Annotated in this window: 14 protein-coding genes and 2 rRNA genes (1 of these 16 running past the window's edge); 15 read left to right on the plus strand and 1 reads right to left on the minus strand. The window is 47.5% G+C overall.

Going from position 1 to position 15733, the window contains the following annotated elements:
- The 3 genes from HH196_RS00775 to HH196_RS11530 form a co-directional block, all read left to right on the plus strand.
- Nucleotides 1–2674: ribosomal RNA gene (locus HH196_RS00775) — 23S ribosomal RNA — on the plus strand (it extends 213 nt beyond the left edge of the window).
- Between the two features lie 159 nt (nt 2675–2833).
- Nucleotides 2834–2949: ribosomal RNA gene (gene rrf, locus HH196_RS00780) — 5S ribosomal RNA — on the plus strand.
- Nucleotides 2950–3505: 556 nt separating this feature from the next.
- On the plus strand, nt 3506–3709 hold the full coding sequence (locus tag HH196_RS11530; protein WP_248276907.1) for a succinate dehydrogenase assembly factor 2: 204 nt from the start codon (nt 3506–3508) through the stop codon (nt 3707–3709).
- Nucleotides 3710–4108: 399 nt separating this feature from the next.
- Here the strand turns inward: HH196_RS11530 and nadB are convergent, their stop codons facing one another.
- The gene (gene nadB / locus HH196_RS00790) at nt 4109–5716 is read right to left on the minus strand and encodes an L-aspartate oxidase (RefSeq protein ID WP_169450205.1); all 1608 of its coding nucleotides are present in this window, start codon (nt 5714–5716) and stop codon (nt 4109–4111) included.
- A gap of 245 nt (nt 5717–5961) precedes the next feature.
- Between nadB and rpoE the strand changes: the two genes are divergently transcribed.
- The 12 genes from rpoE to acpS all read left to right on the plus strand — a co-directional run bounded on the left by rpoE (nt 5962) and on the right by acpS (nt 15691).
- Nucleotides 5962–6510, plus strand: coding sequence for an RNA polymerase sigma factor RpoE (rpoE, locus tag HH196_RS00795; RefSeq protein WP_248276908.1), 549 nt, complete (start codon nt 5962–5964; stop codon nt 6508–6510).
- A gap of 18 nt (nt 6511–6528) precedes the next feature.
- The gene (locus HH196_RS00800) at nt 6529–7320 is read left to right on the plus strand and encodes a MucB/RseB C-terminal domain-containing protein (RefSeq protein ID WP_169450207.1); all 792 of its coding nucleotides are present in this window, start codon (nt 6529–6531) and stop codon (nt 7318–7320) included.
- A complete protein-coding gene (locus HH196_RS00805; protein ID WP_169450208.1) occupies nt 7321–7749 on the plus strand; it encodes a SoxR reducing system RseC family protein in 429 nt (142 codons plus the stop codon).
- A 48-nt stretch (nt 7750–7797) separates the two neighbouring features.
- Nucleotides 7798–9186: a DegQ family serine endoprotease gene (locus HH196_RS00810; protein ID WP_169450209.1), complete on the plus strand. Its 1389-nt coding sequence runs from the start codon at nt 7798–7800 to the stop codon at nt 9184–9186.
- A 107-nt stretch (nt 9187–9293) separates the two neighbouring features.
- On the plus strand, nt 9294–11093 hold the full coding sequence (gene lepA / locus HH196_RS00815) for a translation elongation factor 4 (protein ID WP_169450210.1): 1800 nt from the start codon (nt 9294–9296) through the stop codon (nt 11091–11093).
- A gap of 5 nt (nt 11094–11098) precedes the next feature.
- Nucleotides 11099–11887: a signal peptidase I gene (lepB, locus tag HH196_RS00820; protein WP_169450211.1), complete on the plus strand. Its 789-nt coding sequence runs from the start codon at nt 11099–11101 to the stop codon at nt 11885–11887.
- A gap of 21 nt (nt 11888–11908) precedes the next feature.
- Nucleotides 11909–12280 (plus strand): DUF4845 domain-containing protein, encoded by a 372-nt coding sequence (locus HH196_RS00825; RefSeq protein ID WP_169450212.1) that lies wholly within the window; start codon nt 11909–11911, stop codon nt 12278–12280.
- Nucleotides 12277–12954 (plus strand): ribonuclease III, encoded by a 678-nt coding sequence (gene rnc, locus HH196_RS00830; RefSeq protein WP_169450213.1) that lies wholly within the window; start codon nt 12277–12279, stop codon nt 12952–12954. Before HH196_RS00825 ends, rnc begins: the two co-directional genes overlap by 4 nt.
- Nucleotides 12955–12956: 2 nt before the next feature.
- A complete protein-coding gene (gene era / locus HH196_RS00835; RefSeq protein WP_169450214.1) occupies nt 12957–13859 on the plus strand; it encodes a GTPase Era in 903 nt (300 codons plus the stop codon).
- Between the two features lie 3 nt (nt 13860–13862).
- Nucleotides 13863–14564 carry a DNA repair protein RecO gene (recO, locus tag HH196_RS00840; RefSeq protein ID WP_169450215.1) on the plus strand — a complete coding sequence of 234 codons (702 nt, stop codon included), beginning with the start codon at nt 13863–13865 and terminating at the stop codon, nt 14562–14564.
- A complete protein-coding gene (pdxJ, locus tag HH196_RS00845; protein ID WP_169450216.1) occupies nt 14565–15317 on the plus strand; it encodes a pyridoxine 5'-phosphate synthase in 753 nt (250 codons plus the stop codon). It begins immediately after the preceding gene.
- Nucleotides 15314–15691 carry a holo-ACP synthase gene (acpS, locus tag HH196_RS00850; protein WP_169450217.1) on the plus strand — a complete coding sequence of 126 codons (378 nt, stop codon included), beginning with the start codon at nt 15314–15316 and terminating at the stop codon, nt 15689–15691. Before pdxJ ends, acpS begins: the two co-directional genes overlap by 4 nt.
- Nucleotides 15692–15733: the final 42 nt, after the last annotated feature.

Raw genomic sequence — 15733 nt, forward strand, 5'->3', positions numbered from 1 at the left:
AAAAGAAATCAACCGAGATTCCCTTAGTAGCGGCGAGCGAACGGGGACCAGCCCTTAAGCTTGATTGGTGGTAGTGGAACGCTCTGGAAAGTGCGGCCATAGTGGGTGATAGCCCCGTACACGAAACTGCCTTTTAAGTGAAATCGAGTAGGACGGGACACGTGTTATCCTGTCTGAATATGGGGGGACCATCCTCCAAGGCTAAATACTCCTGACTGACCGATAGTGAACCAGTACCGTGAGGGAAAGGCGAAAAGAACCCCTGTGAGGGGAGTGAAATAGACCCTGAAACCGTGTACGTACAAGCAGTGGGAGCCGACTTAGTTCGGTGACTGCGTACCTTTTGTATAATGGGTCAACGACTTACTTTCAGTAGCAAGCTTAACCGAATAGGGGAGGCGTAGGGAAACCGAGTCTTAATAGGGCGTATAGTTGCTGGGAGTAGACCCGAAACCGGGCGATCTATCCATGGGCAGGTTGAAGGTTGAGTAACATCAACTGGAGGACCGAACCGACTACCGTTGAAAAGTTAGCGGATGACCTGTGGATCGGAGTGAAAGGCTAATCAAGCTCGGAGATAGCTGGTTCTCCTCGAAAGCTATTTAGGTAGCGCCTCATGTCTCACCTTGGGGGGTAGAGCACTGTTTCGGCTAGGGGGTCATCCCGACTTACCAACCCGATGCAAACTCCGAATACCCAAGAGTGCAATCATGGGAGACACACGGCGGGTGCTAACGTCCGTCGTGAAAAGGGAAACAACCCAGACCGCCAGCTAAGGTCCCAAACTTCTAGTTAAGTGGGAAACGATGTGGGAAGGCTTAGACAGCTAGGAGGTTGGCTTAGAAGCAGCCACCCTTTAAAGAAAGCGTAATAGCTCACTAGTCGAGTCGGCCTGCGCGGAAGATATAACGGGGCTCAAACTAGAGACCGAAGCTGCGGATGCTGTAAAGCATGGTAGAGGAGCGTTCTGTAAGCCGTTGAAGGTCAAGCTGTAAGGCAGGCTGGAGGTATCAGAAGTGCGAATGTTGACATAAGTAACGATAAGGGGAGTGAAAAACTCCCCCGCCGGAAGACCAAGGGTTCCTATCCAACGTTAATCGGGGTAGGGTGAGTCGACCCCTAAGGCGAGGCTGAAAAGCGTAGTCGATGGGAAGCAGGTTAATATTCCTGCACCTCACATAACTGCGATGGGGGGACGGAGAAGGTTAGGCTAGCACGGCGTTGGTTGTCCGTGTTTAAGGATGTAGGTTTAGGGCTTAGGCAAATCCGGGTCCTTCTAAGACTGAGATCTGATGACGAGTCGCTATATGCGATGAAGTAGTTGATACCAAGCTTCCAGGAAAATCCTCTAAGCTTCAGGTTATGTGGGATCGTACCCCAAACCGACACAGGTGGTCAGGTTGAGAATACCAAGGCGCTTGAGAGAACTCGGGTGAAGGAACTAGGCAAAATGGCACCGTAACTTCGGGAGAAGGTGCGCCGGTTTTGGTGATGGGACTTGCTCCCTAAGCTGAGGCCGGTCGAAGATACCAGGTGGCTGCGACTGTTTATTAAAAACACAGCACTCTGCAAACACGAAAGTGGACGTATAGGGTGTGACGCCTGCCCGGTGCTTGAAGGTTAATTGATGGGGTTAGCGTAAGCGAAGCTCTTGATCGAAGCCCAAGTAAACGGCGGCCGTAACTATAACGGTCCTAAGGTAGCGAAATTCCTTGTCGGGTAAGTTCCGACCTGCACGAATGGCGTAACGATGGCCACACTGTCTCCACCCGAGACTCAGTGAAATTGAACTCGCTGTGAAGATGCAGCGTACCCGCGGCTAGACGGAAAGACCCCGTGAACCTTTACTATAGCTTCACACTGGACTTTGACCTTACTTGTGTAGGATAGCTGGGAGGCTTTGAAACTTGGACGCCAGTTCGAGTGGAGCCAATCTTGAAATACCAGCCTGGTAATGTTGAGGTTCTAACTCTGGTCCGTAATCCGGATCGAGGACAGTGTGTGGTGGGTAGTTTGACTGGGGCGGTCTCCTCCCAAAGAGTAACGGAGGAGCACGAAGGTACCCTCAGCATGGTCGGAAATCATGCAATGAGCGCAAGAGTATAAGGGTGCTTGACTGCGACACAGACACGTGGAGCAGGTACGAAAGTAGGTTCTAGTGATCCGGTGGTTCTGTATGGAAGGGCCATCGCTCAACGGATAAAAGGTACTCCGGGGATAACAGGCTGATACCGCCCAAGAGTTCACATCGACGGCGGTGTTTGGCACCTCGATGTCGGCTCATCACATCCTGGGGCTGAAGCCGGTCCCAAGGGTATGGCTGTTCGCCATTTAAAGTGGTACGCGAGCTGGGTTTAGAACGTCGTGAGACAGTTCGGTCCCTATCTGCCGTGGGCGTTTGAGATTTGAGAAGAGTTGCTCCTAGTACGAGAGGACCGGAGTGAACGAACCTCTGGTGTTCCGGTTGTTTCGCCAGAAGCATTGCCGGGTAGCTACGTTCGGACGGGATAACCGCTGAAAGCATCTAAGCGGGAAGCCTCCTTCAAGATGAGATCTCACTGGGGCCTTGAGCCCCCTAAAGAGCCGTTCAAGACTAGGACGTTGATAGGCTGGGTGTGTAAGCGTTGTGAGGCGTTGAGCTAACCAGTACTAATTGCTCGTGAGGCTTGACCATATAACGCCAAAGCTGTCTGAGTGCATAACATCAGATGAACAGCTGAATGGTAACGTAAGATCGCAAGATCAGATCGATCCGGTTGTAGCTTGTATGATCGATACAGACAATTGATTACAGTTTCAAGGTTAACGTGAAAGCGGTAACCAACCAGTTTTGCCTGGTGACAATAGAGACATGGAACCACCTGATCCCATCCCGAACTCAGTCGTGAAACGTGTCATCGCCGATGGTAGTGTGGGGTTTCCCCATGTGAGAGTAGGTCATTGCCAGGCACCTAATAAACAAAGAACCCCAGTACCGAAAGGTCCTGGGGTTTTTTGTTTATCATGGGCAATGCCCCACTCTGCACTACAACGGGTCCATGTGACAAACCGATGCTCTGCAAGAGCAGGTTTGGACGTTGGCTATGCCAACGCCCGTAGGGTCAGAACCATAGGTTCTGATCATTGTAGGTCATTGCCCACTCCGTTAGACAAACTTGGCGCCAGTCCATCATTTTTATACACCGCTGCGCGGTGATCGCGGGTTACTCGGGTAAAACCCTCGCCCTTCGGGCCAGCTAAAGCTGTTCAAAACTGATTGATCAGTTTTGTTTCCGCTTCGCGTTAATGCGCTCCTACGTCCGAGCGAAGTAGGGAGGCTCTGCCAACTGCACCAGCAGATGACAGGATAAATCCTGTCACCAATACACAACCATCCCAACAGCTAATGGTGAATCCACCAGTTTTAGACTACACTTCACACCTCTTGAAAATCACCTTTAATGGAGTATGTGTGGTGTACAGCGAAGAGGCTATTCGTCGTTTAACGTGGCAAGCTAGGCGTGGGATGTTGGAGTTGGATGTCCTGTTTGTTCCCTTTATGGAGAAGGCTTTTCGTGGTTTAGAAGATGATGATAAGGATCGCTTCGTTAAACTTCTTGAGTGTGAAGACCAGGATCTATTTATTTGGTTTATGCAGCGTGGTGTGCCTGAAGACCCGGAATTGGCTAAGGCAGTGAAAATGGTCTTGGCCTTTGTTCAGTCCAAGTAAGTTCCAGCTACAAAGTCCACCCATAGAGCGAGTCTCTTTACTCGCTCTGATAGTAACTATCACTGCTGTTTATTTACTATCATCAGTTGCTCTATTTTCACTCGTTGTGATCGTAGCATTCGCAACACTCATCTATCTTCTTTATCCGATTGGGCGCAGTCGATATCTCGAGCTTACCTGGAATCCCGTTTCATCCTCAGTTGTTCTTTTTGATCAGAAAGGGGTGGCCGCTCAGGTTGAAGCCTTAGAGCAGGTTATACGCTTACCCTGGTTGGTGGCTCTAAGGGTTAGAGTGTTGGGCAGGTACCAATCAGATTGGATTTTTTGTTGGCGTTTTTGTTGTTCTGATAATGAGTGGAGAAAGCTTCAGGTGTTGGCGAAGCTATCCCCACTGTTTGATCAAGAGCTGACAGGCCAGATGTAATTTTCAGGCACTAAGACAGTGTCGTATAGGTCTGGTGAACTCTCTGGGTAATCGATTGTATAGTGCAGACCGCGCGATTCCGTACGAGCCATCGCGCAGCGAATAATTAGCTCTGCAACTGTCACTAAGTTTCGAAGTTCAATTAAGTACTTACCTACTTTGTAGTTGCTGTAATAGTCGTTTATCTCTTTTTTAAGTAGTTCAACGCGGTGTTGGGCGCGTTCTAAACGCTTATCACTCCTTACAATACCAACGTAGTCCCACATGAAACGTCTCAATTCATCCCAGTTGTGTGAGATCACAACATCCTCATCTGAATCTGTTACCTGAGTCTCATCCCATGCCGGGACATCCGGAAAAATGATCTCGCTCTTAGCTAACTCTTCAGCGATGCGCTTGGCTGCTGATGAACCGTATACGACACACTCAAGCAGAGAGTTAGATGCCAGGCGGTTGGCACCATGAAGCCCTGTAAAAGATGTTTCTCCGACTGCGTAGAGGCCATCAATATCTGTTTTGCCGTCAATATCGGTCATAACGCCACCACAGGTGTAATGTGCTGCTGGAACGACAGGGATCGGCTCTTTCGTTATGTCTATGCCGAGCTCTAAACAGCGACTATAGATAGTAGGAAAGTGCTCTTTAATAAACTCTGCAGGCTTATGAGAAATATCTAGGTGTACGTACTCACAGCCGATACGTTTCATCTCATGGTCGATAGTGCGTGCCACTATGTCTCGTGGCGCTAGCTCTGCTCGCTCATCAAATAGGTGCATGAAACGAGAACCGTCAGGAAGTTTCAATAGGCCGCCTTCACCACGTACCGCCTCCGAAATCAAAAACGCTTTCGCTTTTGGATGGTAGAGGCAAGTGGGATGGAATTGGTTGAACTCCATATTTGCGACCCGGCAGCCTGCACGCCAAGCCATGGCAATACCATCACCGGATGCTGCTCCATCTGGGTTCGTAGTATAGAGGTAGGCCTTCGAGGCACCGCCAGTCGCTAATATGACGCTTTTAGCTAGGAATAGATCTACCTGACCTGTCGCTTGGTTATGGATATAGGCGCCAATACAGGCGTTTTTACCAAGACCAAGCTTGCGGCGGGTAATGAGATCGACGGCGATACGATCTTCAAAAAGCTCTATATTACTAGCTGCTTTTGCCTGTTGAATTAGAGTTTGTTGGATTGCTTGGCCTGTAGCATCAGCTGAGTGAAGGATGCGTCGATGAGAGTGCCCACCTTCTTGCGTGAGGTGGTAGTGGTCATCCTCTTTTGTAAAGGGTACGCCCTGGTTGATGAGCCACTGAATACTCTTTGGGCCATCTTTTACGGTGTGTTCAACGGAGTCATGATGGCTAAGTTGTGCGCCGGCAACCAGTGTATCTTGAATATGATTTTCAGAGCGATCTTCATCCGAGAAAACGCCCGCAATACCACCTTGCGCATACCAGGTAGCACCCTGTTCAAGCTTCCCTTTACTTAAAACTTGTACCCTTAGATGTGATGGAAGGTTGAGTGCTGCTGTCAGACCTGCTGCGCCACTTCCTATGATCAAAACATCTGATTCAAATCTTGCCATTTAGTTATCAATACTTCCGTGAATTGGGGCTCTATTATGCGAAGAGATTAAGCTTTACGTAAGGTTTTTTTAAAAAAAGTCGAAATACTCGGGAACTTTTTCGAAAAAATACAATCTTAGTAGGTGTAAGGCACTGATTAGGTTGAAATTACGCGGCAATAACCCCGATACTGTATGCCTCTAGCCGATCTTCGGCAACTATAGGAAACGGTGTGACGGATTCGAGCCACAAAATTACTGATCAGATGCTGGTTGAACGTGTTCAAGCAGGGGATCAGCGTGCGTTTGATCTACTTGTTAAACGCTACCAGCACAAGATTATTGGGTTGGTTCAGCGTTATGTACATGATCATAGTGAATCACATGACGTGGCACAGGAAGCGTTCATCAAGGCCTACAAGGCCCTAGCGAATTTTAGAGGTGAGAGCGCCTTCTATACTTGGTTGTATCGAATCGCCATTAATACGGCAAAGAATTACCTAGTATCGAAAAGTAAGCGCCCACCTGGCACAGATGTAGATTTAGATGATCTTGATTCTGTAGCTGAGTTAACAGATCTCGATACGCCAGAAAATAATCTGTATCGAGATGAGATGCTCGAGGTGATGAATAGAACCCTCGAGAATCTTCCTGAAGAGCTTCGAGTTGCATTGCAACTGAGGGAGCTTGAGGGGATGAGTTACGATGAAATTGCTGAAGTGATGGGGTGTCCAATTGGCACTGTTCGTTCAAGAATTCATCGAGCTCGTGAAGCGATTGATAATGAATTGAAACCGTTGCTCTCCAATAATTGAGAGCGTTGAGGACCTAAGATGGCGACCAATACGGAAAATTTATCTGCACTAATGGATTCTGAACTTAATGAGTTCGAATTGCGTCGTACGCTTAAGCGTTGCGATGAAAATAGTGAAGATGCTGATACCTGGCGTCGTTACCACCTTGCTCGTACGTTGATGCGTGAGCAAAATGTTAGCTCAACAATCGATATCTCTGCAGGCGTAATGGCTGCAATCACTGAGACAGAGCAACGTGAAGTTTCAGAGACTCCACGTTCTAAGTGGACATCACTTACCAGCATGGGGCTTGCAGCATCGCTCACACTTGCTGTCATGATCGGTCTTAACAACAGTAATTTCACGGATGTGAATACGTTGAGCCAGAGCGGTGTTATTGAGCGTTCAAACAGTAACTCTAGCCTGATGCGTACATCTCTTTCGGGTGCTGAAACTATAAATGATTCGGCTCCATCTCTAGAGGTCATTCGACTCTCAGAAGGGTTGCGTGGTCAGATAGATGAGCATAAGGCGCTTCTTGCTGGCTCTAATGCTGAGTGGCAGGTTGATTGGCTGCCAGCAGGTTTTGAGAAGGTATCCGATCGTGTAGCGCAGGATTCTCAAGCGATTCTATTCAAAAAGGGTAATCAATCGCTGACTGTGGTTGTTAAACCGCTGACGGAAGCTTCTCCAGCAGAGGGTGCCTTTGTTGAACAGGGTGTTGTTGCTGTAGGTCGCGCAGTTGATCAATACTTCGTCTCTGTAGTTGGTGATCTTACTTTGAGTGACGCCGATCGCGTGGCTGCTAGCGTGGTACACAAATCACTTTAAATGATCGAAGAAACAGCTCTAGTCTCTCAAGTCGATGGATCGCGTGTTTGGATAGAAGTTGATCGCCGCAGCGCTTGTGCTGCTTGTGCCTCCGCTGATGGCTGTGGTCAAAAGCGGATTAACGACTGGTTCCCTTCCAAACGTGTCACAGTTGAAGTTGATAATCCCAACAACCTAATTGTCTCTCCTGGCCAAACTGTCACAGTGGGTCTTGAAGAGGGGGCTTTAGTGAAAGCTTCTCTCATACTCTACCTATTACCGCTTTTAGGTTTAATTCTCTCCCCAATCCTAATATCTATTTTTGGTTTTTCAGAAATTTTTCAGATACTCAGCGCTATCCTTGGTTTCAGTGTCGGGCTGCTATTTACCAGAGCTCTCGGCCGCAAAGGTGTTGCAGCGGGTGACTTACGTCCACAACTGCTTCACTGATTAAGTTGGAGATTTTTCTCCCTTATTTGAAACATTGAGGAAGTTGTTATGTCCCTTTTTCGATCATCAATATTTATAGTAACGCTGTTTGTATCTTCTATCGGTTGGGCAAAGGATTTGCCGAACTTTACCCAGCTCGTTAAAGATCTATCCCCGTCGGTTGTTAACATTAGCTCTATTCAAAATGTAAAACCGAATAGCGAAATGCAGATGCAAGGCCCAAATGGTGAGCAGATTCCTGAGATGTTCAGGGATTTCTTCCGAGGTTTTCAAAACCCGGACCAGCCTAGAACCCATCCGCAATCCTTAGGCTCTGGCTTTATCATATCTGCCGATGGTTATATTTTGACCAATCATCACGTAATTGATCAGGCCGATCAGGTGTTAGTGCGACTCAATGATCGTCGTGAAATAGAGGCCAAGATTATTGGTTCGGATAAGCGCTCAGATGTCGCCCTTCTTAAAGTAGATGCATCGGATCTTCCAGCGCTTAAAATTGGTAGCTCCGCTGACCTTGAGGTGGGTGAGTGGGTGCTTGCGATAGGTAGCCCCTTTGGTTTCGATTCAACAGTGACTGCAGGGATCGTGAGTGCTAAAGAGCGCTCTTTGCCAGGCGACTCATATGTACCATTCATTCAAACAGATGTAGCCATAAACCCAGGAAACTCGGGTGGTCCGCTATTTAATATGGATGGTGAGATTGTGGGTATTAACTCACAGATCTACACCCGTTCTGGTGGATTTATGGGTGTCTCTTTCTCGATTCCAATTGATGTGGCTATGGAAGTTGCAGATCAGCTGAAAGAGAAGGGATCTGTTACCCGTGGTTGGTTGGGCGTTGGTATTCAAGAGGTGACGCGCGATTTGGCAGAGTCCTTTGGTCTAGATAAACCAGCGGGTGCATTAGTGGCGCAGGTTATGCCGGATAGCCCAGCACTGGCTGCAGGTTTTGAAGCGGGTGACGTTATTTTGAAGTTTAACGGTCGTGAAATTGGTCTCTCTTCTGAATTGCCAGCTCAGGTTGGTCGTGTAGCGCCAGGTGAGAAAGCGAAGGTAGAGATATTCCGTGCCGGCAAACACAAAGTTATGACGGTTGAGATCGGTGAGTTGCCATCACAAGAGGTGCTCGCGAGTTCTGCCAATCCGCCAGAGCCTAAAGCGACAAAGAGCCTGGGGTTAAATGTTCGTGATTTAGATTCACAGTTATCTGAACGTTTAGGCGTCTCTTCTGGGGTATTCGTTGAGCAGGTCTCTAGTGGTCCTGCTGCGAACGCAGGTATTCGTCAAGGTGACGTTATAACCTCGCTGGCGGGTAGCGAAATAGATTCGGTTGAAACACTGAGTTCGGTTGTGGCCGATCTGCCTTCTAACAAACCTGTTCCGGTTCGTGTGCTGCGTGCTGGTAACCCAGTCTTTATGGCGATTCGAGTTGAATAAATCTTGCGTTAGCTAACTGCTACCGTTTCTATCTATAGGGCGTGATTTCTAGTAGAATCACGCCCTTAATTTATTTAGTGCTTGCATCTCTAAAGGTTCTTATCCGAGTGAGTAATTTAGATCACATACGTAACTTCAGTATCATCGCCCATATCGACCACGGTAAGTCGACTTTAGCTGATCGTATTATCCAAATTTGTGGTGGTCTTTCTGACCGTGAAATGGCTGCGCAAGTCCTCGATTCGATGGATATCGAACGTGAGCGTGGTATCACAATCAAAGCTCAAAGCGTGACGCTGAATTACACTGCGCGTGATGGTAAAACTTACCAGCTAAACTTTATCGACACGCCAGGACACGTAGACTTCTCTTACGAAGTATCTCGTTCACTTTACGCCTGTGAAGGTGCGCTTCTTGTTGTGGATGCTGCGCAAGGTGTTGAAGCTCAGTCTGTTGCAAACTGTTATACAGCGATTGAGCAAGGTCTTGAAGTACTTCCAGTCTTGAACAAGATGGATTTGCCACAGGCGCAACCTGAAGTTGTCCGCCAAGAGATTGAAGAAGTTATTGGTATCGATGCATCGCATGCAGTGCCTTGTTCAGCTAAGACAGGCATGGGTGTTGAAGATGTTCTCGAAGAGTTAATTACCGCTATTCCACCACCTAAGGGTGATCGTGAAGCACCATTGCAAGCGCTTATTATCGACTCATGGTTTGATAACTATCTTGGCGTCGTGTCATTGGTGCGTGTTACTCAGGGTACTCTGCGTCGTAAAGATAAAATCTTAGTTAAATCGACCGGTCAGAGTTACTTGGCCGAGATGGTCGGTGTATTTACTCCAAAACAGACAACGACTGATCTTCTACAGGCGGGCGAAGTAGGTTTTGTAGTCGCAGGTATTAAAGACATTCATGGTGCCCCTGTCGGTGATACGCTGACGCACCAGAAGACCCCTGACGTAGATGCGCTACCTGGTTTCAAAAAGGTGCAGCCGCAAGTCTACGCAGGTCTCTTCCCAACGAGCTCAGATGACTATGAAGATTTCCGTGAAGCGCTTGATAAACTGACGCTCAACGATGCTTCGCTGTTCTTCGAGCCAGAGACATCTGATGCTCTGGGCTTTGGCTTCCGTTGTGGCTTCTTAGGCATGCTACATATGGAGATCATCCAGGAACGTCTTGAGCGTGAGTACGATATTGACCTCATCACCACTGCTCCCACCGTAGTGTACGAAGTAGAGATGAATAACGGCGACGTGATCCACATAGATAGTCCATCAAAACTGCCGGATCCAGGCGGCATTCGCGAGATGCGTGAGCCTATCGTTGTAGCGAATATTCTAGTGCCACAGGACTATCTAGGCCAGGTAATAGGTCTCTGTGTAGAGAAGCGTGGCGTGCAGAAAAACATGCTCTTCGTCGGCAAGCAGGTACAGCTTCAGTATGAACTACCGATGGCGGAAGTGGTCCTCGACTTCTTTGATCGTCTGAAGTCTGTCAGCCGTGGTTATGCATCGCTTGAGTACAACTTTGTTCGCTTTGAAGCTGCTAAGTTGGTTCGCATGGATATCCTAATTAACAATGAGAAAGTAGACGCACTTGCGGTTATCTTGCACAGAGATAACTCGATGTACCGCGGCCGTCTTCTTTGTGAAAAAATGAAAGACCTTATTCCACGTCAGATGTTTGATGTTGCCATTCAAGCGGCGCTGGGTGGAAAGATTATTGCCCGTACAACCGTCAAAGCTCTTCGTAAGAACGTACTAGCGAAGTGTTATGGTGGTGACGTGAGTCGTAAGAAGAAGCTTCTTGAGAAACAGAAAGCGGGTAAGAAACGCATGAAGCAGGTCGGTCGCGTGGAGATTCCTCAGGACGCCTTCCTTGCAGTTCTTAAAGTAGATGGCTAATAGATATGAATTTTGATTTTGCGCTAATCCTAGTTGTTGTCACGCTGGTTACCGGTATTCTTTGGGCCGTTGATCTTCTCTTCTTCGCTTCTAAACGCAATCGAAAAGATGGCGCTTTAGGTGATAACAGCTTAGGCGGTGAAGTGGCTAAACCTTACTGGGCTGAGTTTTCGAGTTCAGTTTTTCCTGTATTAGCTGCAGTGCTTGTATTGCGCTCTTTCATCTATGAACCCTTCCAAATTCCTTCAGGTTCAATGTTGCCTACCCTAAAGGTTGGTGACTTCATTCTGGTAAATAAATATCACTACGGGCTGCGCACACCGGTTGGCAATATCAAGTTTCTAGATAACAACGAACCACAGCGTGGTGATGTGATGGTGTTTAAATATCCAAAAAATCCAAGCATCTACTATATTAAACGTGTGATCGGTCTGCCTGGTGATGAGATTGTTTACAAAGACAAAATGCTGTTTGTAAACGGTGAGCTGCAGGCACAAACCCTGTTGGCACAGATGCCGCCAGTTGAACCTAAGCGTCTGTTGGTTAATGAGAATCTTTCAGGCGTTGAACATGAGATCTACCGTGATACTCAGGCGCCTGTTATGTCTGGTGGATGGAAGGTGCCTGAAGGTCACTACTTTATGATGGGTGATAACCGTGATAACAGTAACGACAGTCGTTACTGGGGTTTTGTTCCTGATGAGCTAATCGTTGGTAAAGCGGTAAGTGTCTGGATGCACTGGCAGCAACTTCTTAGCATTCCTGATTTCACGGTAATGCGATCGATCCAATAACGAAACCTTCTGGAGGTCGTGATGAATCGAAATAGCCAAAAAGGTATAGGTGGTTTAGCGCTAATGGTACTCCTCTTTTTAGGGGGTGTCGTATTTAGCATGGGGATGAAACTTTTCAGCCCCTATACCACTCACGAGACGGTTAAGTCTGTTGTTCAATCTGTATCTGTGGATCCAACAGAGCTTGCCAAACCCAACGCTGAAATTCGTCGTGATATCGAGCGTCGTTTCACAATCAATCAGGTCAAGTTGCCGGATCGTGATTCCCTACAAATTATTCAGAACGAGAGTGAACTTACATTCTTGCTCGACTATGAAGTGCGCGTCCCAATGTTTTTTAACATTGATGCCGTTGTGATGTTTAAAGAAGAGTTTAAAGCGACTAAACCTTGATCCGACCAGTAACTGAACTTTATCGAACCCTAGGGTACACCTTCAAAGATGTAACCCTGCTTGAACTTGCGCTAACTCACAGAAGTTGTGGCAAGCGCAATAATGAGCGTCTCGAGTATCTAGGTGACTCGATTCTTAACTTTGTTATAGCTAACGCGCTATTTCATAAGTTTCCAGAGGCTAAAGAGGGTGAGATGAGCAGGCTGCGTGCCAAGCTCGTTAAAGGTGAAACACTTGCCGTGATTGGTCGTGAGTGGGGATTGGGTGATTACTTGCGTCTTGGCTCTGGCGAGTTGAAAAGCGGTGGTTACCGTCGGGACTCTATTCTTGCAGATGCAGTTGAAGCTATTATCGGATCTATTCACGAAGATGTTGGCTTCGATGAAGCTGCTTCATTTGTCCTTGCCCATTTTGAGAAGCGTTTAGACGAGTTGGATCTGCAAACTTCCATTAAAGATTCTAAAACGCGCCTTCAAGAGTTTTTACAATCGCGTCGTAAACCTCTGCCAGAGTATCAGCTCGATAAGGTAGAGGGTGATGCACATGATCAAACTTTCTTTATTAGCTGTAACGTGGCTCTGCTAAGTACACCAACCAAAGGTGTTGGAAGCAGTCGTCGCCAAGCTGAACAAGAGGCTGCAAAAGCAGCGCTTAAAGCCCTGGATGTGAAATAGGTATGGATAATCAAACTCGTTGTGGTTATGTGGCTATCGTTGGTCGACCTAACGTTGGTAAAAGTACCCTGCTTAATAGAATTCTTGGGCAAAAGCTCAGTATCACATCTAAAAAGCCGCAAACAACACGCCACCAAATTCTAGGTATCAAAACCGAAGATGAGTTGCAGGTTATCTATGTGGATACACCTGGGTTGCACAATGACACGGGCGGTAATGCACTCAACCGCTACATGAATAAAGCTGCCAGTGAAGCGCTGCGTCATGTTGATCTTGTGGTCTTTATTGTCGATCGCACCGCCTGGACAGATGAGGATCAGATCGTCCTTGAGAAGCTTGAACATGTTAAATGTCCGGTGATTTTGGCTGTCAATAAAGTCGACATTCTTAAGGAAAAAGAGAGTTTATTGCCTTGGATTGAGTCGTTGAACACCAAGCGTGAGTTTGATCAGATCATTCCTATCTCGGCACACAAAGGGCATAACGTTGATCAACTTGAATCTGCAGTAGAGAGCTACATGCCTGAAGGGATGCACTTCTATCCTGAAGATCAGATCACCGATCGCAGCTCGCGCTTTGTCGCTTCTGAATTAGTGCGCGAGAAACTGATGCGTAACCTCGGAGATGAAGTTCCTTACGGTACAACTGTTGAGATCGAAGAGTTCACCCAAGACGAACGTGGTCTATTGACCATCAGTGCTCTCATTCTTGTTGAGCGTGAGGGACAAAAACGCATCGTGATCGGCGATAAAGGTGAGCGTATCAAAGTGATTGGCCGTGATGCGCGCTTGGACATGGAGAAGATGTTCGACGCCAAAGTGATGCTTAATCTTTGGGTTAAAGTTAAGCGTGGTTGGGCTGATAATGAGCGTGCCCTTGCTAGTTTAGGCTACCGTAACGACTAATTAATGGCCGCTTATCCGGATCAAGTTGCAGCCTATGTGCTGCACGTTAGACCCTATCGCGAAACCAGCGCACTCGTAGATTTACTGACGCTTGAATTTGGAAAAATTTCTGTTGTTGCTAGAGGTGCTAGGCGCCCTGGTTCCCAGCTGCGTCATACTCTGCAGCCATTCAACGCACTCTCTATCCGTTTTTCTGGTCGATCAGACTTAAAGACCCTCAACCAAGCAGAGTCTGTTGAGGTTTTGCCTACTTTAGCAGGTGATGCACTTTTATGTGGTCTCTATGCCAATGAGCTTCTAGAGCGATTACTGCACCCAGCAGAACCCATACCGCAACTTTTTCTCTATTACCGTTATCTGTTAAATGAATTGCGTTCGGGTGCTTCAATTGAGGAGACTTTGCGTATATTCGAGCAGAAGCTTTTAAAAGAGCTTGGGATCTGGGTCGATCTATCAGGGTGTAGCGAAGCCTACTATCGTTATGACGCTGGTTTAGGGCTAAGGGTCGCACTTGATAGTTCTTCGGCTCACTATACGGGAGAGCAGCTTCGCGCCATTGAGATTGGCGAGTATACTGAAGCAACGACTAAACGTGCCGCTAAAAAACTGATGCGGGCATTAATACAGGAACAGTTGGGTGATCGCCCATTAAGAGCTCGCGAGTTGTTCAAACCGCGAGTAAGAGAAGTCACAGGAGATAACTAGGTGCTACATCCAAACCGCATTCTGCTCGGTGTAAATATTGATCACATCGCAACACTTCGCCAAGCACGTGGCACTCAATACCCAGATCCAGTTTATGCTGCATCGATTGCAGAGCATGCTGGTGCTGACGGTATCACTGTTCACCTTCGTGAGGATCGTCGCCATATTCAGGACCGCGATATTCGCCTGCTTGCGCAAACGCTGCAGACTCGAATGAACTTCGAGATGGCTGTGACTGACGAGATGGTCTCCTTTGCTGAAGAGATTAAGCCTGCACACGCCTGTTTAGTTCCAGAAAAACGTGAAGAGCTCACCACTGAGGGTGGTTTAGATGTGATTGGTAATGAACAAAACATTGCTAAAGCCTGTCAGCGCCTAGCTTCAGTGGGTGTAGAGGTCTCTCTCTTTATCGATCCAGATAACCAGCAGATTGATGCCGCTAAGCGCTGTGGTGCACCAGCGATTGAACTGCATACAGGTGCATATGCAGACAGTGAAGGCGCAGAACAATTGGCTGAATTTGAGCGTATCAAGGCAGCCGCTGAGTATGCATTTTCAATTGGTCTAATTGTTAATGCGGGTCACGGTCTGCACTACCAGAACGTTGAACCGATCGCTGCTATTCCAGAGTTGAACGAGCTTAATATCGGTCATGCCATTATTGCTAGAGCGCTATTTACTGGTTTGGATCAAGCGGTTCGTGAAATGCGAGACCTAATGCTAAATGCACGAGCGATGGCGGAGTCGTTGTGATTAAAGGGATTGGCCTCGATATTGTTCAGATAGATCGTATCGAGTCTGCTCTTACTCGCACAGATGGCTTTGCCGCACGCATCTTAAATGATCGTGAGCAGCTGGAGTTTCGTGTTTCGAAACAGCCCGCACGCTTCTTAGCGAAACGTTTTGCAGTCAAAGAGGCGGTATCTAAAGCACTGGGTACCGGTATTGGTCGTGGTGTTAGTTTTCAAGATATTGAGCTAATGAAGCGCGAGACTGGTCAGCCTTATATTGAGCTTTCAGGTGGTGCTCAGGAAGTCTCTGATAAGCTGGGTATTAGTGATTGGTTCATAAGCTACAGTGATGAGCAAAATTATGTAGTTGCTCAGGCGGTAGGTGAGGGGCATTAATATCAAGCTTTGCCCACTACATACTGATAAAATAGCTATAAA

The sequence above is a fragment of the Marinobacterium sp. LSUCC0821 genome, from assembly GCF_012848475.1.
GTDB lineage: Bacteria > Pseudomonadota > Gammaproteobacteria > Pseudomonadales > Balneatricaceae > Marinobacterium_E.